Origin of the sequence: Pontibacter actiniarum (assembly GCF_003585765.1) — a bacterium.
Lineage (GTDB): Bacteria > Bacteroidota > Bacteroidia > Cytophagales > Hymenobacteraceae > Pontibacter > Pontibacter actiniarum.
In genome coordinates this window covers 394,669-417,254 of record NZ_CP021235.1, presented here as the reverse complement: position 1 = coordinate 417,254, position 22,586 = coordinate 394,669, and the positions used below count along the sequence as shown (strand labels likewise).

General features: G+C 50.9%; 17 protein-coding genes. 2 read left to right on the top strand and 15 right to left on the bottom strand.

What is annotated here, in order from left to right:
• Nucleotides 1-69 precede the first annotated feature (69 nt).
• Together CA264_RS01765 and CA264_RS01760 are read right to left on the bottom strand one after the other, a co-directional pair.
• A complete protein-coding gene (locus CA264_RS01765; RefSeq protein WP_025604100.1) occupies nucleotides 70-1,410 on the bottom strand; it encodes an amidohydrolase family protein in 1,341 nt (446 codons plus the stop codon).
• Nucleotides 1,411-1,472: 62 nt separating this feature from the next.
• Nucleotides 1,473-4,496, bottom strand: coding sequence for an amidohydrolase family protein (locus CA264_RS01760; RefSeq protein ID WP_025604099.1), 3,024 nt, complete (start codon nucleotides 4,494-4,496; stop codon nucleotides 1,473-1,475).
• Between the two features lie 545 nt (nucleotides 4,497-5,041).
• Here CA264_RS01760 and CA264_RS01755 point away from each other — a divergent pair.
• Nucleotides 5,042-5,989 (top strand): YeiH family protein, encoded by a 948-nt coding sequence (locus CA264_RS01755; protein ID WP_025604098.1) that lies wholly within the window; start codon nucleotides 5,042-5,044, stop codon nucleotides 5,987-5,989.
• 750 nt (nucleotides 5,990-6,739) lie between these two features.
• On the opposite strand, the gene CA264_RS01750 is transcribed toward CA264_RS01755, so the two are convergent.
• The 13 genes from CA264_RS01750 to murI form a co-directional block, all read right to left on the bottom strand.
• Nucleotides 6,740-8,635, bottom strand: a complete 1,896-nt coding sequence (locus tag CA264_RS01750) for an amidophosphoribosyltransferase (protein ID WP_025604097.1) — start codon at nucleotides 8,633-8,635, stop codon at nucleotides 6,740-6,742.
• Between the two features lie 8 nt (nucleotides 8,636-8,643).
• Complete coding sequence (locus tag CA264_RS01745) at nucleotides 8,644-10,149, bottom strand: NADH-quinone oxidoreductase subunit N (RefSeq protein WP_025604096.1); 1,506 nt, start codon at nucleotides 10,147-10,149, stop codon at nucleotides 8,644-8,646.
• The gene (locus CA264_RS01740; RefSeq protein WP_036775024.1) at nucleotides 10,150-11,892 is read right to left on the bottom strand and encodes a complex I subunit 4 family protein; all 1,743 of its coding nucleotides are present in this window, start codon (nucleotides 11,890-11,892) and stop codon (nucleotides 10,150-10,152) included.
• Nucleotides 11,893-12,098: 206 nt separating this feature from the next.
• Nucleotides 12,099-14,270, bottom strand: a complete 2,172-nt coding sequence (gene nuoL, locus CA264_RS01735; RefSeq protein ID WP_051364300.1) for an NADH-quinone oxidoreductase subunit L — start codon at nucleotides 14,268-14,270, stop codon at nucleotides 12,099-12,101.
• Nucleotides 14,271-14,390: 120 nt separating this feature from the next.
• Nucleotides 14,391-14,705, bottom strand: a complete 315-nt coding sequence (gene nuoK / locus CA264_RS01730; protein WP_025604093.1) for an NADH-quinone oxidoreductase subunit NuoK — start codon at nucleotides 14,703-14,705, stop codon at nucleotides 14,391-14,393.
• Between the two features lie 2 nt (nucleotides 14,706-14,707).
• A complete protein-coding gene (locus CA264_RS01725) occupies nucleotides 14,708-15,235 on the bottom strand; it encodes an NADH-quinone oxidoreductase subunit J family protein (RefSeq protein WP_036775023.1) in 528 nt (175 codons plus the stop codon).
• 93 nt (nucleotides 15,236-15,328) lie between these two features.
• Complete coding sequence (locus tag CA264_RS01720; RefSeq protein ID WP_025604091.1) at nucleotides 15,329-15,931, bottom strand: 4Fe-4S binding protein; 603 nt, start codon at nucleotides 15,929-15,931, stop codon at nucleotides 15,329-15,331.
• Between the two features lie 62 nt (nucleotides 15,932-15,993).
• Entirely contained in the window at nucleotides 15,994-16,641 is a 648-nt protein-coding gene (locus CA264_RS01715) for an NUDIX hydrolase (RefSeq protein WP_025604090.1), read from the bottom strand.
• A 195-nt stretch (nucleotides 16,642-16,836) separates the two neighbouring features.
• A complete protein-coding gene (locus CA264_RS01710) occupies nucleotides 16,837-17,940 on the bottom strand; it encodes a complex I subunit 1/NuoH family protein (protein WP_025604089.1) in 1,104 nt (367 codons plus the stop codon).
• 157 nt (nucleotides 17,941-18,097) lie between these two features.
• A complete protein-coding gene (gene map / locus CA264_RS01705) occupies nucleotides 18,098-18,856 on the bottom strand; it encodes a type I methionyl aminopeptidase (RefSeq protein WP_025604088.1) in 759 nt (252 codons plus the stop codon).
• 26 nt (nucleotides 18,857-18,882) lie between these two features.
• Nucleotides 18,883-20,061 (bottom strand): glutathionylspermidine synthase family protein, encoded by a 1,179-nt coding sequence (locus tag CA264_RS01700; RefSeq protein ID WP_051364285.1) that lies wholly within the window; start codon nucleotides 20,059-20,061, stop codon nucleotides 18,883-18,885.
• A gap of 15 nt (nucleotides 20,062-20,076) precedes the next feature.
• Nucleotides 20,077-20,622, bottom strand: a complete 546-nt coding sequence (locus CA264_RS01695) for a Cj0371 family chemotaxis-regulating polar lipoprotein (RefSeq protein ID WP_025604086.1) — start codon at nucleotides 20,620-20,622, stop codon at nucleotides 20,077-20,079.
• Between the two features lie 206 nt (nucleotides 20,623-20,828).
• Nucleotides 20,829-21,644, bottom strand: a complete 816-nt coding sequence (murI, locus tag CA264_RS01690; RefSeq protein WP_025604085.1) for a glutamate racemase — start codon at nucleotides 21,642-21,644, stop codon at nucleotides 20,829-20,831.
• A gap of 359 nt (nucleotides 21,645-22,003) precedes the next feature.
• Between murI and CA264_RS01685 the strand changes: the two genes are divergently transcribed.
• The gene (locus tag CA264_RS01685; protein ID WP_025604084.1) at nucleotides 22,004-22,507 is read left to right on the top strand and encodes an RDD family protein; all 504 of its coding nucleotides are present in this window, start codon (nucleotides 22,004-22,006) and stop codon (nucleotides 22,505-22,507) included.
• Nucleotides 22,508-22,586 lie beyond the last annotated feature (79 nt).

The following is a 22,586-nucleotide window of genomic DNA, read 5'->3' as shown; positions in this document are numbered from 1 at the left end:
TTCAGACGCAGTAAAATAAAAAAGGAGCTGCCAATTATGGCAGCTCCTTTTTTATGATGTAAGTATAAATTAGTGCCCTGCAGATGAGGTAGCACTGGCTGGCACTTGCTGTTGCTGCGCTTTATACTTGTTTTCGAACTTCTCGTACAGGTACTTCTGCTTGTTGTTCAGGTCCACATCACGGCCTTGTATGTAGGCATGCGTTACATTGTTGGTTCGCATATCCAGCAGGTCGCCGGTTGATACAACCAACGTGGCATCTTTACCAACTTCTACAGAGCCAACCTGCTTGTCTATACCTAAAATTTTAGCCGTGTTCAGTGAAACAGATGCTAAAGCCTGCTCTTTATCTAAGCCGTAAGCAGCAGCAGTGCCTGCTATAAAAGGCAGGTTACGGATACCATGTATAGCCAGGTCATAATCCAGCGCAAACGGAACACCAGCCTTGTGCAGCAGGTAAGGCGTTTTGTACGGCATATCCACATCCTCCTCCGCACGAGACGGCAAAGCATGTACGCCTGAGTAAATCACGGCAACGTTATTTGCTTTCAGGAAGTCAACTACAGAAAAGGCATCGCGGGCACCAACTACCACAATGTTCTTCACACCTTGCTTTTTGGCAAAGTTCACTCCTTCTATGATTTCCTTACCATAGTTGGCGTGGATGTATAACTTTTGCGTGCCGTCGAACAAGCCAGTCATAGAGGCTAATTTCAGGTTCTCGCTGTCGTGTTTGCCCGATTTGTAAACAGAGGCATCACGGAAAAGCTTTTCCAGCTCCAGCATCGTTTTCTCACGCTCCTCCGTCATACGCTTCAGGCGTTCATCGCCACGGCCTCCGGTTTCAATCAGCATGTTCGGCCAGTTCAGGTGCATGCCCTCATCAGCCTTCACAATGGCATCTTCCCAGTTCCAAGCATCCAGCTGCACGATAGAAGATGAGCCAGAAATAGTACCGCCAACTGGTGTAAGCTGCGTCATCAATACTCCGTTCGCTCTTACTGTTGGGATTATATCGGAGTCAGTGTTGTAGGCTATAACAGAACGCACGTTCGGGTTCATCTCCCCTACTTCGCGCCAGTCAATGGTAGCGCGTACACTCTCTACCTCGTTCAGACCAAGGGCTGCGTTTGGCTGAATCAGGCCTGGGTAAATGTGTTGCCCAGATACATCCACCACATGGTAGCCACTCAGGTTAGCACCGCTTGCCGGGCCAGCATACGTAATTTTACCATTATCAAAGCCTACAGCAGCATTCTCTACTACTTGCCCGTTGCCTATGTGCAGGGTAGCTCCTTTTAACAGCAACGGCTTGCTTTGTTTAGGGGCAGGTGCCGGAACCTGTGCCATAACTGGCACTGCAAATAGCAGCGCCACTAAAGCAGAAATATATCTTTTATGAATCTTCATGTTTTTCAATTTTGATTTGACCACAAAAAGTCTTGTGTCTAAAATCTAAGATCTTGCGTCTATTAATATGCGAAGTATGACTCTTCCTCGTTATGCGCTACGTCTTCGCAATGCACCACGTGCACTTTGCTGCTCTTAACGGCCTGTGTTTTAGCACCGCCTGTTTTTTCGTTCAGCATTTTCTGCACCAAGCGCATACGCTCTTTCTCCAGGTCCTGGCGCATCTGCTCGTCGCGCTCCACATCGTAGTAAGCAACACCATCCACAAAAGTCTTCAAAGGCTTAGCGTAAATAGACAGCGGGTTATCGTTCCAAAGCACCACGTCAGCGTCTTTGCCTTCCTTAATGCTACCCATTCTGTCGTCGAGGTGCAGGAGTTTAGCTGGGTTCAGCGTCACCATTTTCAGAGCGTCTTCTTCACTCATGCCTGTATACTTCACAGACTTAGCAGCCTCCTGGTTCAGGCGGCGCGCCATCTCAGCATCATCAGAGTTGATGGCTGTTACAATACCCATCTGGTTCATGATGCCCGCATTCTGCGGAATCGCATCTTTCACCTCCATTTTATAAGCCCACCAGTCGCCAAAGGTAGAGCCGCCAACGCCATGCTCTTTCATTTTATCAGCCACTTTGTAGCCTTCCAGAATGTGCGTGAACGTGTTTACTTTAAAGCCCATTTCATCCGCTACTTTCATCAGCATATTAATTTCTGACTGCACGTAAGAGTGGCAGGTGATAAAGCGCTTGTCATTTAAAATTTCCACTAAGGCTTCCAGTTCCAGGTCGCGGCGAGGAGCAGCTGTTTTAGATTTCTCACGCTTGCTTAGCTTGTTATAGCTCTTCCAGGCTTGCTCATACTCTTTGGCACGGGTAAAGGCATCTACATATACCTGCTCCACACCCATTCTTGACTGCGGGAAACGGATCGTCTGTGTACTACCCCAGTTAGACTGCTTCACGTTTTCACCTAAAGCAAACTTGATGTATGGGTCAGCATCTTTCACCAGCATTTCTTCCGCACTCTTGCCCCAACGCAGCTTCACGATAGCCGACTGCCCACCAATCGGGTTAGCAGAGCCGTGCAGCAACTGAGACGTTGTTACGCCACCTGCCAATTGGCGGTAGATGTTAATGTCCTCTGGGTTCACTACATCGGCCATTCTAACTTCTGAAGTTACAGACTGTGTACCCTCGTTTACATCATCCAGGGCAATGTGAGAGTGCTCATCAATGATGCCCGGTGTTACATGTTTGCCCGTACCGTCAACCACTTTAGCACCGTTTTCGCTCAGGTTCTTACCTACTTTGGCTATTTTGCCATTCTTCAGCAACACATCAGCGTTCTCCAGTTTGCCATCCTTCTCGTTCGTCCAGACAGTGGCATTCTTGATAAGCACGGTTTCTTGCTTTGGCAGCTCAGTCTGTCCGTATGCACGGAAAGGGAAGATCATACTTCCTACGCTGGTGTCAGCTTCTTTCTTAGCACGGTCTTTCTTCTCCTGCTCCGTCATAGCCTCAGAGTAAGCAGCTACCCATTTAACGGAAGAGGCATTTGGCAGCTGACCTTCCCCTTGCAGGTTTTTATCTGCTACCCAACCGCTCAGGCGGATACTCTCTTTACTGTCTTTGTTCTCTGCAAAAGAGATGGTAACCAAATTTCCTTTAAAGCTGATGTTGCCTTTCACAGTATCCTGTGCAATCACTTTCAGTTCAGGTTTTTCGGCTGAGCCTGCAATAAGCAGTTTACGCTCTGCTCCGTTTCCTAATTTTAAAGTATAAACACCACGGTAATCGGCTGGAACTTCTGATATCTTGTATTGCTCACCCTGTACCCAGTTTTCTAAGATGACACCCTCTTCAGAGAAAAGATTGTCGGTGGTGATGATGAAGTTAGCCAGCATACCTTTGTTTAAGCTACCCACCATGTTATCAGCATTTAGTAATTTAGCTGGTGTAGCTGTTAAAGCTTTCAAGGCCTCTTCTTCGCTCAAGCCATACTTCACGGCTTTGCGCAGGTTTGGCAAAAAGTCTTTCTTGTCCTTCAGGTCGTTCGCTGTGAAGGCAATGGTAACACCGGCTTTCTGCAACAGGGCAGCGTTGGCTGGCGCCATTTCCCAGTGCTTCATATCTTCCAATGACACACGGCGTGCATCAAACGGGTCTTCGACGTTGTAAGCACTTGGGAACTCCAGCGATAGGATGATGGGTGCGTTTGTAGCTTTAATCTGCGGCAGTGCCTGGTACTCATCACCTGCACCTTTTATAATATACTGCTTGCCAAACTCATCGCCTACTTTATCGGCACGAAGCGCATTCAGTTTATTTTCAGCCTCAAAAATCTGCGGATAGCTGTTAGACTGCGAGAAAGCTTTTAGCGAAATGTTCTGCTCTTTGCCCGGGTTCTGCGCATTCCACTGAGCATCTAAATAGGTCTGGCGAAGCAATGCCACAGATCCCATCAAGGAGTTTGGGTAATCCTGCTTAGAAGTACCTTTATCAAAAGATAGTGCGCCGGCGGCTTTGTCTTTCAATATTACTTCGTTCTCGCGTTTTTCAGCTAATGTTACCAGTGCAGCTGTTCCGCGGGCAATACCATCGCGGTGTACGGCCAACACCGTACCGAAGCCTTGCTTGCGCAGCTCTGCAGCCTGTTTGCTGTCTATTTTGAATAGTTCTACTGCGTTTGTCTCCGGTCTGATGGCCTCATTCCAGTTAAAGGCTCCTTCTTTGGTAGATTCCATTTGTGGGGCTGCGCGCCAGTTCCTGCGCTCTGCCTTCACTTCTGGCAAACCATAGCTGGTGTACATATCCACAAGGCCCGGATAAATATGTTTGCCCTTTGCATCCATTACCACAGCTCCTGCAGGTACTTTCAGGTTAGCACCCACCGCCTCTACTTTGCCGTTACGGATAATAAGTGTAGCGTTAGGGATGGCTGTTTTATAATTGGTGTGGACGGTGGCGTTGGTAAAGGCCACAAGCCCGGAGCGCTCATCGTACACTCCATTGCGCGGAAAAGTCTCCTGCGCCATCACACTGCCTGCTCCTAAAGCAAGACAGGCCGCAATGGTAAAGATTTTCTTCATTCGTTGTAAGGTAAGGTGGTAGATATAGTTAGGTATCCAAATATACAAATTGAAGGCTACAGTTTCTAGTCTTCGATCACATTAAATCCGGCCACGCGCAGGCTGCGGTTTCTTACGCCGAAAGTGCGCCCTTAAAACGCCTGCCAACTCACAAGCGGCTTATTCACCACTGACTCACAAGCACTTGCAAAACACCACCTGTCATCCAGAAGCTGCTCTAAGAAAGAACGAGCGCTTTTTCTCAGCTCCGATGGGCAGGCGCAGTTTCTGTGTTTGTGGCCAAGGCAGGCTTGTACTCTCTGCTGCTGTTCCTATTGGGCGGGAGTGAAAACAGACAGAGTCGCTCCTGTGTTAGGACCTAGAGCAGGGGCTACAGCTGGCGCAACAAAAAGGACTAACAGGCGATGGCAAAAGCACAGTTGTGCGGGCACCTATTTCTGAGGCTGCAATGCTTTTCAACCTCCCAAAATAACTCTACCTTCGGCTTTTCGCAGCGTATACAGACGGCACGGCCTGTATCGCCACTACTTACGCGTAACCATACTATGCCCCTGACGAAGAACCGCCCTTCTCTCCTGCTCCAAAAAGCGGCTTTTATACTTGCTGCCATTCTCATACTTTTCTCCCCGTGGTTTAGCTCCCCTGAAGCACTTGCGCTCGGGCTGTTTGTCGGGCTTGTACTGGGAAACCCTTTTCAGGAGTGGTCTGATGCGGCCTCCAAGTATGTGCTGCAGGCAGCGGTGGTTGGTTTAGGCTTCGGCATTGATCTTTACCAGGTTGCCGAAACCGGCCTGCGTGGCCTTCTTTACACAGCTGTCTCGCTCACGGTAACCATGGCCCTTGGTTTTTTGCTGGGCAAGCTGTTGCACACAGCCCCTAAGCTCACACATTTGATATCGTCGGGCACCGCCATTTGCGGCGGAAGCGCCATTGCGGCCGTGGCCCCGGCTATAAAGGCAAGCGCACAGGAAATCTCTGTTTCGTTAGGCGTGGTGTTTATCCTGAACGCGGTGGCGCTGTTCGTTTTCCCGGCCGTAGGCCATGCCCTCGGGATGACGCAGCAGCAGTTTGGCACCTGGGCCGCCATTGCCATCCATGACACCAGCTCTGTTGTAGGCGCTGCCTCCAAGTACGGCCCGGAGGCGCTGCAACTTGCCACCACCCTCAAACTGACGCGCGCGCTCTGGATCGTGCCGCTGGTCCTGGTGTCGGGTATGGCTTTTAAGGCGGGCGGCGCCAAGGTAAGCGTGCCGCTGTTTATCCTGCTGTTTGTACTTGCCTCTGTGCTTGTCACTTTTGTACCTGCCGTGCCGGCCATTGCACCGCCGATACTTTTCGCCGCTAAAAAAGGCCTGCTGCTTTCGCTCTTCCTCATTGGCGCCAACCTTAACCGCAACACGCTCCGCAGTATCAGTGCCCGGCCCTTTTACCATGGAGTTATACTCTGGGTGTTGGTTGCTGCGGGTTCTCTGGGCGCGATTGTTCTACTGTAGCCAAGGAGTTGTAAGTGTGTGGCTAACCTATAGAACTTATAGCTAGCAGTATCGCGCGTCGACAGGTCGCGACTTGTCCCTACAAAGCTTTACAGGAGCAGCGTCAGCTTTGGCTACTAAAAATAATTATCCCAGGCCTTGGGTGGGGGTAGGGGCCCTCGAAAAGAGCGCCTTGTGCGAGTTGCGGTGCCCGCTAGGGCAGCCTGCAGCGGAGCGAGGGCAGCAGCTTCAGGCACACAGCGCAATGCCCTTATCGAGGGGCCCTAACCCCAGTACGAACCCTCGCGGCCGTGAGCGCTCCAAAGCAAGAAGTGAAGCGTTGGGTGTTTGAGAGCTGGAGGATGAACGGGAACTAGAAAAGATAGCTTGCTTGGAGATGCGGAAAGCAGTGTTTTAGCAAGTATAGCCAAGGCAGTTGGAGGCACAAGCGGACGCTTGCGCCAGAGAAGCTGTTTCGAAAGTCAGCTGCAAGTATGGCTCTGCGAGCCAGTTGAGTTGCAAACTCAGCATTATTTTAAAGCACGAGTTACAAACTCGCGCCAGCAGGAGGCCAGCAGGGGGTGTTTAAGTATAAACAGAGGCAGTCAACGGCACAAGCGGACGCTTGCGCCAGAAGGAGAGACTTGCGCCAGAGAGCACGAAAACAGAGGTAGTTAATAAAGGGCAGGGCCGGTGCAGTAGTTGCACCGGCCCTGCCCTTTATTATTGCGTAACAGAACTGCTGATTATGCAGCCTGTCTATAATTTACCTTAATAAGCCCTTCCAGACTTGTTCTCCACAAAGTTCATGAAGGCTCTGTTTACTACGCCTGTACCGCCCGGTGTTGGGTAATTGCCGGTAAAGTACCAGTCGCCTTTGTGGCTCGGGCATGCCTCGTGCAGGTCTTCGATGGTTTGGTAGATCACCTGTACCTCGGCTTTCACCTCCGGTGCCTTCACGATCTCGGCCACTTTATCCGCCAGCTCATAGTGCGTGAACAGGTCGTACAGCTCCTGCACATAGTTGGTCTGCTTGAAGGCCGGGGTGCCGGCGGCGGCAAGGCACTTGTTGTAGGTTTCCTGCAGTTTATCCCATTGACCTGTGTCTTTCAGCAAGCCCAGCAGTGCCCTGAAAGCCACAAACTCCTTCATGCGGGACATATCAATGCCGTAGCAGTCCGGGTAGCGGATTTGCGGGGCACACGATACGATGATAATCTTCTTCGGCTCCAGCTTGTCCAGCATCTTAATAATGCTTTTCTCCAGGGTAGTGCCGCGCACGATAGAGTCATCGAGTACCACCAGCGTATCCACGCCTTTCTTCACTACCTCATACGTCGTGTCGTACACGTGCGTCACCAGGTCGTCGCGGCTGTCGTTGTCGGTAATAAAGGTGCGCAGTTTGGCATCCTTAATCACCAGTTTCTCGGCGCGCGGCTTGAACTGTAGAATCTCGTCGAGCTGCTCCTCCGACAGGCTCTGGTTCAGAATGGCTTTTTTGCGGTAGTCGCGCAGGTAGTTTTCGATGCCCTTCATCATGCCCAGCCATGATGTCTCGGCTGTGTTCGGGATGTAGGAGAAAACCGTGTTCTTGAGGTCGTAGTTAACAGCCTCCAGAATTTGCGGACAAAGGCGCCGGCCCATGTTCTTGCGCTCCGTGTAAATCTCCGGATCGTTGCCGCGGGAGAAATAAATGCGCTCAAAGCTGCACGACAGTTTCTCGCGGGGCTCCACAACCTCCTTCAGCTCCGGGTTACCGGCTTTGTCAATGATCAGGGCATGGCCGGGGCTAATCTCCTTGATCTCGCTGTAATCAATACCGAAGGCCGTTTTGATCGCAGGCTTCTCGGACGCAACAACCACGACCTCCTCATCCATGTAATAGTAGGCAGGCCGGATACCGTTCGGGTCGCGCATCACGAAAGAGGCGCCAAAGCCCGTCAGGCCAGCCATGGCATAGCCCCCGTCGAAGTCTTTGCCAGCCCGCTTGAGCACACGCTGCATGTCCAGATTCTGCTCAATCAGCTGCGTGATCTCCTTGTTGGTATAGTCGCCTTTTTTATAGTAGTCGAAGAGGCGCTGGTTCTCCTCGTCCAGGAAGTGGCCGATCTTCTCCAGCACCGTAATGGTGTCTGATTTGTGCTTCGGGTGCTGCCCCAGGTCCAGCAGTTTGTTGAACTGCTCATCCACGTTGGTCATGTTGAAGTTACCGGCCACGGCCAGGCTGCGGCTGCGCCAGTTGTTCTCGCGCACCATCGGGTGGCAGTTATCCACGCTGTTAAGGCCGTGGGTACCGTAGCGCAGGTGGCCCAGGTACACATCGCCCAGGAAAGGCATGTTCTCCCACACCCACTCCACGTCTTCCGCTCTTTCGGGGTAAGCCTCCTGCAGGCCTTTATACTCCTTCCCGATCTTGCCGAAGATACTGTCGATGGCACGGGTCTTTACGGAGCGGAACCGGCTGATGTAGTCGATGCCCGGCAACGCATTGATTTTGATGCTGGCAACTCCCGCCCCGTCCTGGCCGCGGTTGTGCTGCTTCTGCATCAGCAAATACAGCTTATTGATGCCGTACATCGGTGTGCCATACTTCTCAGCGTAGTAGGAGATTGGTTTTCTGAGCCTGATCAGGGCTATACCACATTCGTGCTTTATTGCGTCGCTCATGAGTACGTTTATAGTGTATGGGCAAGCAGTTGCTCTATCCAGCGCAGCAGCAGGTCGGGTTTAAAGAACAGGACCAGCAGCGGCAGGGAAAACAGTGCCAGCAGCAGTTTATTCGACGGTGAAATAACTAAATTTTCCTGAGTTTGATTCCTTTTAAAGAAAAGGTAGTATGGTATCTTGATATAATAGAAAAGCGCCACGCCCGTCAGCAGTATGCCGGTGATAAGCAGCACTAGTAAAAGCGTGTTTCCGCTCAACGTGTAAGCCTCCCATACATTACTGAACACCAGTAATTTGCCCATAAAGCCACCCAAAGGCGGCAGCCCCGTTAAGGACAGCAGGTACAGCACCGCCATCACGCCCAGGTACGGCTGCAGACGCCCCAAACCAGAAAAATCCTCCAGCGTTTTTACTCCGAACCGCTCCTCTGCCACCTGCAGCACCAGGAAGATACCGAAGTTCATGAACAGCAGCACCGTCAGGTAGAACAGCACCGCCGAAGTGTAGCTGGAGCCAAAGGCCAGCAGCGCCATCAGTAGGAAGCCGGCGTGCGACACCGACGAATAAGCCAGCAGCCTGCGCGGCGTTTTCTGCCACAGGGCCGTAAAGTTACCGATCACCAGTGTGGCTATGGCTGCAATGCCTAGCAGCAGCTGCACATCGGCGAAAGTCGTAGCGTCGGCAAAGTTTGTGACAAAGCGAAGTATAACCAGTATGCCCGCCATCTTCGGGGCGGTAGAAAACAGCGCCACCACCGGCAGCGGTGCTCCCTGGTACACATCGGGTGCCCAGAAATGAAACGGCACCGCCGATATCTTAAAGAAAAAGCCAGCCAGTACAAGTACGGTGGCCACGGTTACCAGCAGCCCGTCCGCCTGCATCAGGCTAAGTGCAAACACATCCGAAGTATAGTTTAACGTGCCCGTAAGACCGTAGAAAAAGGACATGCCGTAGAGCATCACCCCTGCCGACAAGGCCCCGTAAAGCACGTACTTCAGGCCTGCCTCTACGGCGCGTTTCTCCTGCTTAAAAGTTAGCGTGAGGATGTAGGAAGCAATGGACACCGTTTCGATAGCCAGGAACACCATGAGCAGGTTCACCGACTTCGCCATCAGGTTGAGGCCCAGCACCAGCACCAGCAGCAGCGCATAGAACTCCCCCCGGCCCTCTTCCAGCTTCTCCAGCCCGCGGTGCTGCAGGGCCATGAAAACAGTGAAGATGCCGGCGGCGCTAAAGAGGATGCCGCCGTAGCGGGCCACCCCGTCGGATACCAGCAGGTTCAGGAAAGGCTCCTCTACACCGGCGTAGCCTCCGAGCACCTGCAGCAGCAGCCCCGAAAAAAGGCCAGTGAGCGCCAGCCAGGGCAGCAGCCGCTTGATGGCTTTTGATTTGAAAAGGTCGAGGGTAACGAGCAGCAGGAAGAAGAAGGCCAGCAGGAACTCGGGCAGCAGTGTGCCTGCCCCAGCAATAATGGCGTTCAACTGATCTGCTAAATATACTGCCTGCTCGTTCACTTACTGTAGTCTTGAAAAAATGAGGCCCAGTTGCTCCTGCCCGCGCTGCAGTAACAGCTCTGTAAAGCCGGTTACGGTCAGGCTTATTTTGTCGAGGAGAAGGTGCGGGAATATGCCAAACAGTAGCGCCAGCACCGCCAAGGGCACCAGCATCAGGTACTCTCTTTTGTTAAGGTCGGTCATCACGGCCTCGGCCCTTAGTTCCGGAAAAATCCAGTACTTGCCGAAGAACATGCGCTGCAAGGCCCATAGGTAATAAGCTGCTGCAAGCAAAAGCCCGAATACAGCCACTACGGTTAGCCAGCGCGGTAGCAAACCCGTAGCCTCCGGTGCTCCAAAGCCACCCACCAGCACCAACAGCTCGGCAATAAAACCGGAGAAGCCGGGCAAACCGAGCGAGGCGAAAAAGGCGATGACCACAAAGGCCGTGTAGGCCGGCATCACGCTGGCAAGCCCCCTGAAGTTCTGAATCATGCGGTCATGGGCGCGGTCATAAATCACCCCTACCACCAAAAAGAGCATAGCGGAGATGATGCCGTGGCTGAACATCATGTAAATCGCGCCGTTCACGCCCTCAATCGTGAGCGAGGCTAAGCCCAGCAGCACAAAGCCCATGTGCGATACCGAAGAGTAGGCAATCAGCTTTTTGAGGTCGTTCATGGCCAGCGCATTCAACGCGCCATAGATGATGGACAAGACGCCTAAGCCGCCCACCAGTACGGCAAAGTAGGCCCCGGCATCCGGGAAAACAGGATACACAATGCGAATCAGGCCATAGCCCCCCACTTTAAGCAGCACAGCCGCCAGCAAAACAGAGATTGGTGTAGGCGCTTCCACGTGCGCGTCTGGGAGCCAGGTATGCACCGGCACTGACGGCACCTTGATGGCAAAGCCGGCGAACAGCAGCAGGAAAGCGATAAAGCGCAAAGGCAAATCCCAGAGCATCGCGCCCGAAAGCACATGCAGCAGGCTACCCGGGATAAAGTTGGCTGGCTCCATCATGGCCGGTATGCTGAAGGTGTGCACCAGGTTGTAATTGCTGATCTGGCTGCGCTGTAGCATCTGCTGTACCTGCTTCAGCACATCCGCTCCTACCGCAGTTCCCTGATCCAGTAGCCCCATCTGTGCCGCTGTAGCCGCAGGGTCTATCACCGACGTGTACAGCCCGATCATCACCAGCAGGATGAAGAGAGAGCCGACCAACGTATAGATAAAGAATTTAATAGCTGCGTATTCGCGTTTCGGGCCGCCCCAGATGCCTATCAGGAAGTACATCGGCAGCAGCATAAACTCAAAGAAGAGGTAGAACAGGAAGAAGTCTAAGGCCAGGAAACAGCCCATGACGCTGGTAAGCAGCAGCAGGTAAAGCAGAAAATAACCCTTCACGTTTTTGGTGATGGCCCAGGAGGAGATCACGCCAATAACGCCCACAATGCCTGTGAGTAGCACCATGCTGATGCTTACCCCGTCAACGCCCACAAAATAGTCTATCTGGAAACGGCCCAGGCTGCCCAGGGCAAAACCGATCCAGTTTACTTTCTCTACAAACTGATAGCCCTGCTGCCCGTTGGCAACGGTGGAACCATCAAACCGGAAGTATAGAAGTATGGAAAGCCCCATCTGCACCAGCGCGCCCACCAGCGCCACGGCCTTTACAGGCTTCTGCAGGCGTGCGGGCAGCAGTAGCACGATCAGTGCGGCCAGCAGGGGTGTAAAAATGAGGCTACTAAGTATAAAATTCATGTTTATGAGACACAGTCTTTTTTAGACACAAGTATCAGGTATCAAGACACAAGACTTTTCCTTTTATGATTGATACACTTGCGCAGGATTTTCAAAGTACTGTCTTGTTTAGCTGTTAACACCTTCTGCTAGCTAAGCATTGATGTAATATTTCCCTAAATCCTGCCAATCTTTTAATCCTGAAAATCCTGATCGCGAAATTAACATCAAAACAGGATGATATATAGCAGAAGTAAAATAAATCCGAATAAAGAGTAGGCGTAGTAGCTCTGCACCTTTCCGTTCTGAAAGCCTCGTCCAACGCGCCCCAGCACTTTCGATAGCGCCCCGACCAGCCACACCAGCCCATCCACTACCCAACGGTCGAACCAGGCGACGATCTTTGCCAGGATTACCAGGATTTTGCTGCCGTTGTCGAGGGTGTAGTCAATTACCCGCTTGTCGGTGCGGTAAAGGCCTTTGCCTAACAGCAGCGTCGGCTGCACAAAGGCTTTATGGTAAAGCTCGTTTAACCGGAAGTGGTTGTGCGACAGAACAGCTATTCTGCTGCGTGGCGCTTCCTGCTGTAGCTGTTGCGAGCTTCTGCTTTTATACTTCAGGATAGCCCAGCTAATTCCTGCTATCCCTAATAAGGTAGACAGCACCCCGAAAACAATATGCAGAGTATGGTTTGCCGCGTCCTGTGCCTTTACGGCCTGTAGCAGGGCGCCTGAAAGTATAGCTGAACCATTTAGTTTATCCAGACTTATACCTTGCATGAGCCAACTGCTTCCAAAATTTAGCGGGTTCAGGGAGAAGAAAATGCCCAGGGAAAGTATAGCCAATAAGATAACCGGCAGCGCCATCACATGCTCTACCTCCTGCCCTACTTTCAATCGTAAATCCTGCACACTAAAAGGAGCTCTAAACTCACCAAAGAAGATAAACCACATGTGACGCGCCATGTAAAAAGCCGTCAGCAGCACCACCGTAAACCCAATAATCGGCACGATATATAAGAAGCTGCTGCCATGTGCACTCATGGTTTGTGCCCAGGCCCAACTGCCGGAAAGGATAGCGTCTTTAGAAAGAAAACCCGAGAATAAGGGAAGACCTACAAGTGCCGCCGTAGCTAACAAATAAGTATAAAACGTAAGCGGCATCGCTTTGCGCAGGCCGCCCATGTTGCGGATATCCTGCGCATCCAGGTGCAGGTGGTGGCGGTGCAAACCACGGTGCATAGCATGAATGATGATGCCAGAGTTTAAGAACAGCGCTGCTTTGAAAAAGGCATGTGTTGCCAGATGGAACAAGGCAGCATCGTGTGCGCCTGTGCCCATTCCCATCACCATATACCCTAGCTGTGAAATGGTAGAGAAAGCGAGTACAGCTTTGATATCGTTTTGCGTAAGGGCCACCAAGGCTCCCACTAAGGCTGTCACGGCTCCAACTACTGCTATCACCACCAGCGCCTGCGGCGTAAAAAAGGCATAGCAACGGGCCACCAAGTATACACCGGCTGCCACCATAGTTGCGGCATGTATCAGTGCTGAAACCGGAGTTGGCCCCTGCATCGCATCGGGCAGCCACACTTGTAAGGGGAACTGAGCAGACTTACCTACACAACCCATAAACAGCCCCAGTCCTGCCATTGTCAGGAAAATCGGCCCTAGCTCTACCTGCCAGTCCTGCCCGTTTAAAGTGTAAGTAGCGATAAAACTACCACTGTCCCAGGTGCCGTTGCCAATCAAAAGGCGTAGTGTCTCCAGGTCGAACGTGCGGAAGTAAGTATAAAAGGCAAACAGGCCAAGCAGTAGCCCTATATCACCAATGCGGTTTATGAGGAATGCTTTTTTATTCGCTGCAACAGCTGCAGGCTTTTTAAACCAGAAGCCAATCAGCAGGTATGAGGAGAGGCCTACCAACTCCCAGAACATGAAAAGCAGCAGCAGGTTATCAACCAGCACAATACCTAACATGCTAAAGGTAAATAGCCCCAGGTAAGCAAAATAGCGGCTATAGCCCCTGTCGCCGTGCATATACCCAACTGAGAATAGCTGCACCAACAGGGATATAAATGTAACGATGAACAGCATGAGCACCGTCAGGTTATCAAGCAGCACGCCGGCTGTAAAATGAGTTAAGGAGCTGCCCGGTAAGCTAAACCAGGTAACTCGACTGTGATAAGTGGCTGTGTTCCAGGTTTGGGTAAAGAGCCATGCTGATAGTATAAAAGCTATGGCTGTTAAGCCTATACTTAACCAATCGCCATGGCGTGGGAAGCGTTTGCCGAACGGGTACAAAATCAGAAAACCTAACAGCGGCAGTAACAGCACAACCAGAGCGGTTGCGGTTTCGGGTGTGCCTGCCAAAGGCTGTAATAGGTCGGATAGCTCCAAAGCAAAATCGATTACAGTTTCTGATGTTAGTAGCTGCTGCTGGCTAACAGCGGGCAAAGTTACATATATTGCCTAAAATTAATACCTATTGTTTAGAGGAGATTAAGAGCGCAGCAGGTGCTATTTATTTTCGGGGCTAACAATTTCGTTTAGGTTGGCCGTTTTAAAGTATTGGTATACCCGCAGCACAATAGCCAGCGCAACGGCTGCCTCGGCTGCAGCCACTACAATCACGAACAGCGAGAACATTTGCCCCTGCAACAGCGACGGGTCATAACGGCTGAAAGCTACCAGGTTCAGGTTAGCTGCGTTAAAGATCAGTTCAATTCCCATCAGCACCACCACGGCATGGCGTTTAGAAATAACGGCCAGGATACCGAGGCTAAACAGTACAGCACCTAGCAGTAAGATATGTTCTAAAGGGACAGCTTCCATGGTTACGCTTTCTGGTTATCCGTGGCAATATAGGCAGCACCTATCAGGGCGATCAGCAACAGCAGCGAGGCCAGTTCAAAGGGTACTACTACATCCGTCATCAATTTTATACCTATACTTTGCACGGTACTTTTTTGCAGGCCAAGCACATTTACTTCTGTGGTTTGCAGCCAGGGCAGCGCACTGATGTTTGATTTAAGTATAGTATAGCACATGCCAACAAGTATAAGGCCTGCCACCGTTGTGCCCCATACCTTGTTTACACTCTCCGACAGCACTGACTTATCCTGTACACGGCTGCTAAGCATAATGCCAAACAAGATCAGCACCAACACCCCTCCCACATAAACCATCAGCTGGGTTACGGCCACAAAATCAGCAAAAAGCAACACATATATTCCGGCTAAGCTTAGCAGCGTAATGAGCAGCGAAAAGCCTGCGTACAGCAGGTTGCGTGTTAGCACCATGTAGGCTGCGGAAAGTATGGCAAGTATGGCGAAGATGTAAAAAAGCATGTTTATGTTATCCATTAACATTAATCAATTAGATTTCGTAAGGACCTCGCAGTGTCCGAAGGGTCTGTGAGTATCTGAGGCTATTTGCTTCTTAAATGGAAAGACGCTTTACCCCTGCTTTCGTGCGGCCAACGCAGCGGCTTTAGCTGCTGCCATTTCCTCCTGCTGCTTCGCAAACTGTTGCTTCTTCTCTTCTGCCTGCTCTGGTGTGAGGTCGGTGAAGTGGTAGACCATGTTTTTAATATCCACTTCAGAGAAATCGTACACTGGCGTCATGGTGAGGCAGTCGGTTGGGCAAACTGTGGTGCAGAGGCCGCAGTAGCAGCACTTCGCTAAGTCTATATCAAAGGTAGGCGCGTAGAGGCGCTTCTTCGTGCCGTCCGAGGTAGTGTCAATGTCCTCCGTAGCCTTTACCGACTCGATGGTAATGCAGTTAACGGGGCAGATCTTAGCGCAAAGGTCGCAGACAATACAATCATCTATCTCGTTATGCAGGCGGTAGCGGCCATTGTCAGGCACAGGTATGGCTTCGTACGGATACTTGAGCGTTACCAGCCCATCTGCCTGCTTAAAGTAATTCTCATCCGACACATACTCTGGCGTACGGCGTTTTCGGGCACCGGTAAAGTGCTTCCACGTCAGGCGCATGCCACTTGCCAGTGACTTTACGCCGCTCCAGAATCCGGTTTTAGCTCGAAAAGCTTCTTTCATCCTTCAAAGTTAAAAGGTTAGCAGGTTAAAACACGCATGGCGCAGTTAAACAAGTACTGTTTTTAAGATGGAAGGCTTTCATCCCCCAGCTCATTAATTATAGTGAGCAACTCACTCAACATCATAGCGGTGGCACCCCACACGGTATGACCGTCCACATCAAAGTAAGGTGCAGAAATCTCCATGTTGCTAGACACTACAATGTTGGTGATGCCCCTGATACTTTTATCAAGCAACGTGGAGAGCGGTACTTCTATCAGCTGGTCTACTTCCCTGGGGTCAGTTAAAAACGCTGGCTTGTGGTTTATATAACCAACCACCGGATGCACCATATGGTTGCTGGCAAACACAAACAGATCACTCAGGTGGCCAACAACTGTCACATCTGCCGGGTTGATACCAATTTCTTCCTTCGCTTCTCTCAAAGCTGTTTGGTAGAAATCTGCATCCGCCTTTTCTCTTCTGCCTCCAGGTAAGGCTATCTGGCCGCTATGCACTCCCTCATAAACAGGTCTCAGAATCAATGGCAACTTAATTTTACCTTCATCCTGATAGAACAATATCAATACTGCACTCTCCTTGGTCTGGCTATCAGGCTTTGTCCTGAATTTGAGATTACTCCTTGTTGTACTTGCCATTAGATTATGGGCTGCTTCACCAGGTAGTGGTTCCTGCAATCTCTTCCTAAGTACTTCAATGAATTTGTGCATTGCTGAGTATGGAGACTAAATTAGTTTAACCAATTTTTTGTTGTCATCCTGAAAGGGTCTTGGTTAAAGAGGGCCCCTACCTCCGCGAGCGGTATCTGCGCTCTATAAAAGCCATTCTAGTTCGCCCACAAGATCCTTTCAGGATGACAGTATAGTATAAAAGTAATCCTGTCTTTCTACTTGCTTGTGTCTAACTTAAATCATTGATAGTCGCCAGATGCCTGCCAGCAGCACAATACCCAGCGCAATGGGTGTCAGCACTTTCCAGCAGAGGTGCATGAGTTGGTCTACGCGCAGGCGCGGATAAGTCCAGCGTATTTGTAACTGCAGAAACAGCAGCACGAAGGTTTTGCTCAACAGCCAGAAAATGCCCCAAAGTATACCTGATAATTCGCCGGGCGTGCCGGTGGTCCAGTAAGCTAGGCTTATAAGGCCGATGTTTGGTAAAGGTGTATTCCAGCTGCCTAAAAACAGCACGACCGCAACCAAACAAACCAGCACCATCATACTATATTCCGCTAAAAACAGCACCGCAAAACGGAAGCCCGAGTACTCCACATGGAAACCCGCCACCAACTCCGACTCTGCTTCCGGAATGTCAAAAGGAGCTCGATTGCTTTCAGCCAGCGAGGCAATAAAATAGATCACGAAGCTAACCAGCAGCATAGGTGCCCGAAAGATATTCCAGGTAGTAATGCCACCAATGGTTGTAGTATTTATACCTAAAGCCTCCACACCGAATAGCCAGTTCATGTCATACTCCAAGCCCGGAAACTGATTCATTAACGCCCCCTGCTGATAGCTGATTTCCTGAAAGTCCAGCGATTGGCAGATCATGACAGCAGATAGTATGGCCAAACCAGCCGGAATCTCATACGACACAATTTGCGCCACAGAGCGCATGGCCCCCAGCATGGCATACTTGTTATTAGAGCCCCAACCTGCCATCAGCAACCCAACCACATCCAACGACACGATGGCTAACAGGTAAAACACACCTATACCGATACCTGCTGGCACCATAGTGGGTGTGAATGGAATTACGGCAAAGCCCGCGAATACAGCCGCAAAGATCAGGATGGGTGCCAGCTTGAACAGCTTTTTGTCTGCTGCAGCAGGTATGATATCTTCTTTCTGCAACAGCTTCAGCACATCGGCTACCGCCTGCAACGAGCCTTGCAGCCCCGCTTCTGTCGGTCCCATACGGTCTTGCATAAAAGCAGCCACCTTGCGCTCAGCATACGCCAGCACAATCACCACCCCTAGCAGAGCACCTAATGTCAGCAGAAAAGCAAGCATACGTGTTTGTGTTTGTTACCCCAAAGGTAGGGCAAACTGTAGTTAATTAAGAATTATGAATTAAGAATTATGAATGGGAGGGTTTGCTAAAAGAAAATCCCGACACCTTTTGAGTTAAGGATGTCGGGCTAGATCTGCTAATGTGCTCTACTAAAATTTATATGCCGTTTTCCTTTGTCAGGATGATGGGCTCACCGTCTGTTATAAGGATGGTGTGTTCGTGCTGCGCTACATAGGCACCTTCATCAGCTAGTAAGGTCCAGCCGTCGCCTTTTTCGCGGGTATAACTGCCTTTGGTTGAGATGAACGTTTCTACCGCTACCACACTGTTCTTCCGGAACCGCTGCGTGTTGTCTTTGTCGTAGAAATTCGGGATTTCGTCAGGCGCCTCATGCAGGCTGCGCCCTACGCCGTGGCCCACCAGGTTCTTAATTACTTTGAACCCATTCTTTTTAGCTTCCTGCTCAATGGTACGGCCAACCTCTGCTATTTTCTTTCCGCCTTTGATTTCACTCAGTGCTTTGTGCAGTGCCGTTACGGAGACATCAACCAGTTTGCTTAGCCCATTGATATCCTCGCCAAGTATAAATGAGCCACCGTTATCAGCATAAAAACCATCTAACTCCGCAGACACATCAATATTTACTAAATCGCCTTCTTTCAAAATGGTGTCTTCGGAAGGAATACCATGCGCAGCCTCGTTGTTGACGCTGATGCAAGTATAACCCGGAAAATCGTACTCTGATTTAGGCGCAGACTTGGCTCCAAACTCTTCCAGTCTTTTATTTCCATACTCGTCCAGCTCTTTAGTGGTGATACCTACTTTGGTATACTCCCTCATTTTTCGGAGCGTAACGGCAACGGCTTCACTTACTTTCTTTATTCCTTCCAGGTCTGCTTCTGACTCTATGATCATGTCTCTTTTTAACTTTTATATTTTACTTACTCTACCAGGTGCGGCACAAACTGCGAGAGGTTAGTGATAATACCTTTCTCCCGCCTAAAGCCAATGGCACAGCCTTCTCCTGCCCAAAACACGCCTGCCTGGTACTGGTAGTTTTTGTCATCTTCAGGTAACTCCACCCAGCGCTGGTATACTTGCTGCTGATCGTCGTACTCACCTTCTACTTTTAACACACGCACCTTATCCATTACCTCCACGCTCTGTCCTTCGCGGCCAAAGTATGGCTTGCGGATATACTTGCCGCTAATCGGGGTAAGGTCTGTTTCCAGGAGAAGTGGGTGGTAGGGGTACGCCTTCCAGAGCCAGGCCAGCATGCCTTTGCTCTGAAACAGCAACGTATAAGCAGGGTTTGCAACTATCACATTTCGGGTAGCAGACAGTTCGGCAAGGCTATGGCAAAGTTCAGGTTCTTCCCAGGCAATCTGCTCCCAGGGCAAAAGCTTAAACAGGAACGGAAACTGCTGCCATTGCTCGTTAGCTACTTGCGCCCATACGCCGCGCTCCGTTCCCTCTGTAGACACGCTTACATTTTCTATCGGGCAAAGGTGCGGATCAAAACCAGCTTCGGTTGCGGCCTGTGCTATAACAGCACAGTTAGCCTCGTCTTCGGCACTCTCGCCAATGTAGGTGAGTAAAAGCGCAGGGGCAAGGTCATCGTTCAACATGCGCCAGGTTTTCAGTTGCTCTACCAGCTCCTCGTATAAACCGGAATACTGCTTCGCCTCTTTTTTGCCGGCCGCCGCCAAGCTCGCCCACTGCACCACAGCAGTTTCAGGTATAGAGGTAGCCGTGTCCGCATTAAACTCCAGCAGCTTGGGCCCCTCCGGTGTTTGTACCAGATCAAAACGGCCGTACAGATGCCAATGCCGTTCATCGTTCCAGGAGTGGCGAACCATTTTCCAGAGGTTCTCTGGTATGCCCAGCACTTTCAGAAACTCATCGGGCAGGTCGTCGGGGATGGCGTTCACCATCATTTCGTACAGCGTATCGGCAGCCTCGAGTAAGGCATCAGCTTCATTTTCGGGCAACACAACGGCCTCGCCCGGCACATAATTGGCACAGCCATCCTCCACACACCAATCCCAGCCAAGGCCTCGCACAGCAGTCTCTATATCGCCTTTGTGCGTCTGCAGGCGCATTTTGCTTTTATCTTGCATGAATACAATCAGGTTTTAGGCTCCCGCTCCTCCGCTTCGACCTCTGAAAAAACCGCTGCGGCCAGACCTTGGTGCGGTGGCACGCTGGCGGTAGGTTTGTACGTTCTGTCGCCAGGCGCTGGTATTGTTCATCAGGCCCGGGTTGGCATAATAGCCTGCGCGCGGTGCCATGTTACGGCCAGCCATATAGCCAAGGGCGCTCCACCAAAGCACATTGCCCATGCCAAAACCGCCCTGCTGGTACTGCTGCTGGTTATTGGCCAATGCCTTCATCTGGTTTTCCAGTTCCAGGCCCTTCAGCGTGTCCACGCGGCCATCGTTGTACTTCAGTATGGCCATGCTCTGGCCCGGTGTCGTGGTCTGCTCATCGGTTATTTTCCACTGGTCCGGCGCTTCCTCCGTCAGTTCTGTGATAATGCCGTCGGGCACGGCCACCTCTTCTCCGGCATTCCATTCTTCATTGCGGTTGGAGCCACAGGCGCTAAGGCCCATACAGGCTGCCGCCGCCACGATAAAAGCATTTCGCTTCAGGTCTCCTATGGTCAGGTATTTTTTCTTCATCGGGATGATACTTGCGTGTAGCTTAAAGATACGCTTTTTACGGGGAACTAGGCGTGTAAAACAGAGCCCCGCTTATACTTTCAACAGTCCTATTAGGTAGCGCGCACCTTTTATTCCCCCATGCTCAGCAGGGGCGTTTACATGGCCTGCTCCAACTCTTACTCTTCGTTCATCATTTATAACGCGCAGCCAATGCTACGCGCCACCTACTCCCACAGCGGGTAGTGCTCCAAGTTTACCTTTCGCTTAAAGAAGATACGGGTGCTTTCTTCAAACGAGCGGGTAAAGTCAGACACATAGAACGTGTGGTCGCCGGAAGGCTTGTCGGCCGCCAGATTGTGCTCCTCCAGGTAAGCCTTCACATACTGGGCCACAATCTGGCTGGCATCGAGCACATCCACTTTGCCCTCGTAGTAGCCCTCAATCTGCTTTTTGATGAGCGGGTAATGCGTGCAACCCAGTATGAGCGCCTCGATGTGGCGCAGTTGCGGGTCTGAGAGGTAGGTGTGAATCACACTCTCCGAGATGGAATCGTTGAAAAAGCCCTCCTCTATCATGGCCGCCAGCAAGGGCGTGGCCAGAGACCGCAGCTCAACACCCCGGTCCAGCTCGTCGACCTTCTTGCGGTAAACGTTGGAGTTCACCGTCTGCTTTGTGCCGATAAGGCCGACGGTTTTTTGGGCGTAGGCCTGCCCGATGTAGTGCACTGTCGGGTCGATTACATTGAGCACTTTGGCTTTGCTGCCCACGTACTCTTTAACCAGCTCGTAGGCCGCCGCCGAGGCCGAGTTACAGGCAATCAGAATAACCTTGCAGTTCTGCCGGATCAGCAGGTCGCATATCTTTACCGCGTAGGCTTGTATCGCCGCCGTAGACTTGTCGCCGTAGGGCAGGTGAGCCGTGTCGCCGAAATACACGATGCGCTCGTTGGGCAGCACGTTTATAATTGCCTGAGCCACAGTAAGCCCACCAATGCCGCTATCAAAAACCCCAATGGGTCTATCCTTCTTTTCCTGAGTCATAATAAGCGAAATTAACGAAAAGCAGGCCAAATCATACTTTCGCCCTCCTATTTAGGCCATTCACCATATTTTGTAACCTTTTCGAATTAATCATTTCAATAAAAAGTTACATCCTTAACAAAGTTATTTATACAACAAGAGGCTGTAAATTAATTATATCAAAGTATTTGTTGGTTTAAAACAAATAGCTATTTTTATAACCTCAACGCTCCACACTTAGCTTTCACCCGGAAGCTAAACCTTGGCAAAGGTCTTTACAGATGGTGTAAAACGTACTTGTTTTCTGGTGAGCTCTTTCGCACTTACCTTTCCAGTGTAAACAAGCTGTTTACTGCTGCTTTACCCTTAAAATGTTACCCATGCAAACAGCTTATACCCTACCCAACGCCCCTACCATCAAGCGATCGGCCCTGTACGGCAGCCTGTCTATCCGTTTTGTTTCTTTCCTGGTAGACACCACGCTGCTCGTGTTCTCTTACACGTTTATATTGTACGGGTTAAGCTCAACACCGGAGCAACTCTACACCTGGAAAGACCTCTCGCAGGACAGCTTTAGCCTGTCCGAAATGCTGGTGGCCGTAAAAATGCTCTTCCTGAACCCCTACTTCCCTATCATCCACTGGGCTTACTATACCCTGCTGGAGTCGTCGCAGAAACAGGCCACGATCGGTAAGTTTACCCACGGCCTCAAGGTGACCGACCTCCGCGGCAAGCGCATCTCTTTTGCACAGGCAAACCTGCGTTATTTCTCCAAGCTGGTGTCGGCTGTTCCGCTGGCCCTGGGCTTCCTGCTGATGCTAACGTCCCGCCGGCATCAGATGCTGCACGATTACCTGGCGCGCACCTTGGTCGTTACAGACTAACCATTCACTAAAAAATTGTACTGTTTCCTCCCTCTGCATACCTTCTTGCGTATACAAAAGTCTGAACCAAAGACGAAAG

Bases quoted from the DNA above. Each gene is read 5' to 3' on its own strand.
- CA264_RS01765 (WP_025604100.1), bottom strand. From the start codon at position 1,410: ATGAAGATTCATAAAAGATATATTTCTGCTTTAGTGGCGCTGCTATTT.
- CA264_RS01760 (WP_025604099.1), bottom strand. From the start codon at position 4,496: ATGAAGAAAATCTTTACCATTGCGGCCTGTCTTGCTTTAGGAGCAGGC.
- CA264_RS01755 (WP_025604098.1), top strand. From the start codon at position 5,042: ATGCCCCTGACGAAGAACCGCCCTTCTCTCCTGCTCCAAAAAGCGGCT.
- CA264_RS01750 (WP_025604097.1), bottom strand. From the start codon at position 8,635: ATGAGCGACGCAATAAAGCACGAATGTGGTATAGCCCTGATCAGGCTC.
- CA264_RS01740 (WP_036775024.1), bottom strand. From the start codon at position 11,892: ATGAATTTTATACTTAGTAGCCTCATTTTTACACCCCTGCTGGCCGCA.
- nuoK (WP_025604093.1), bottom strand. From the start codon at position 14,705: ATGGAAGCTGTCCCTTTAGAACATATCTTACTGCTAGGTGCTGTACTG.
- CA264_RS01725 (WP_036775023.1), bottom strand. From the start codon at position 15,235: ATGGATAACATAAACATGCTTTTTTACATCTTCGCCATACTTGCCATA.
- CA264_RS01720 (WP_025604091.1), bottom strand. From the start codon at position 15,931: ATGAAAGAAGCTTTTCGAGCTAAAACCGGATTCTGGAGCGGCGTAAAG.
- CA264_RS01715 (WP_025604090.1), bottom strand. From the start codon at position 16,641: ATGCACAAATTCATTGAAGTACTTAGGAAGAGATTGCAGGAACCACTA.
- CA264_RS01710 (WP_025604089.1), bottom strand. From the start codon at position 17,940: ATGCTTGCTTTTCTGCTGACATTAGGTGCTCTGCTAGGGGTGGTGATT.
- map (WP_025604088.1), bottom strand. From the start codon at position 18,856: ATGATCATAGAGTCAGAAGCAGACCTGGAAGGAATAAAGAAAGTAAGT.
- CA264_RS01700 (WP_051364285.1), bottom strand. From the start codon at position 20,061: ATGCAAGATAAAAGCAAAATGCGCCTGCAGACGCACAAAGGCGATATA.
- CA264_RS01695 (WP_025604086.1), bottom strand. From the start codon at position 20,622: ATGAAGAAAAAATACCTGACCATAGGAGACCTGAAGCGAAATGCTTTT.
- murI (WP_025604085.1), bottom strand. From the start codon at position 21,644: ATGACTCAGGAAAAGAAGGATAGACCCATTGGGGTTTTTGATAGCGGC.
- CA264_RS01685 (WP_025604084.1), top strand. From the start codon at position 22,004: ATGCAAACAGCTTATACCCTACCCAACGCCCCTACCATCAAGCGATCG.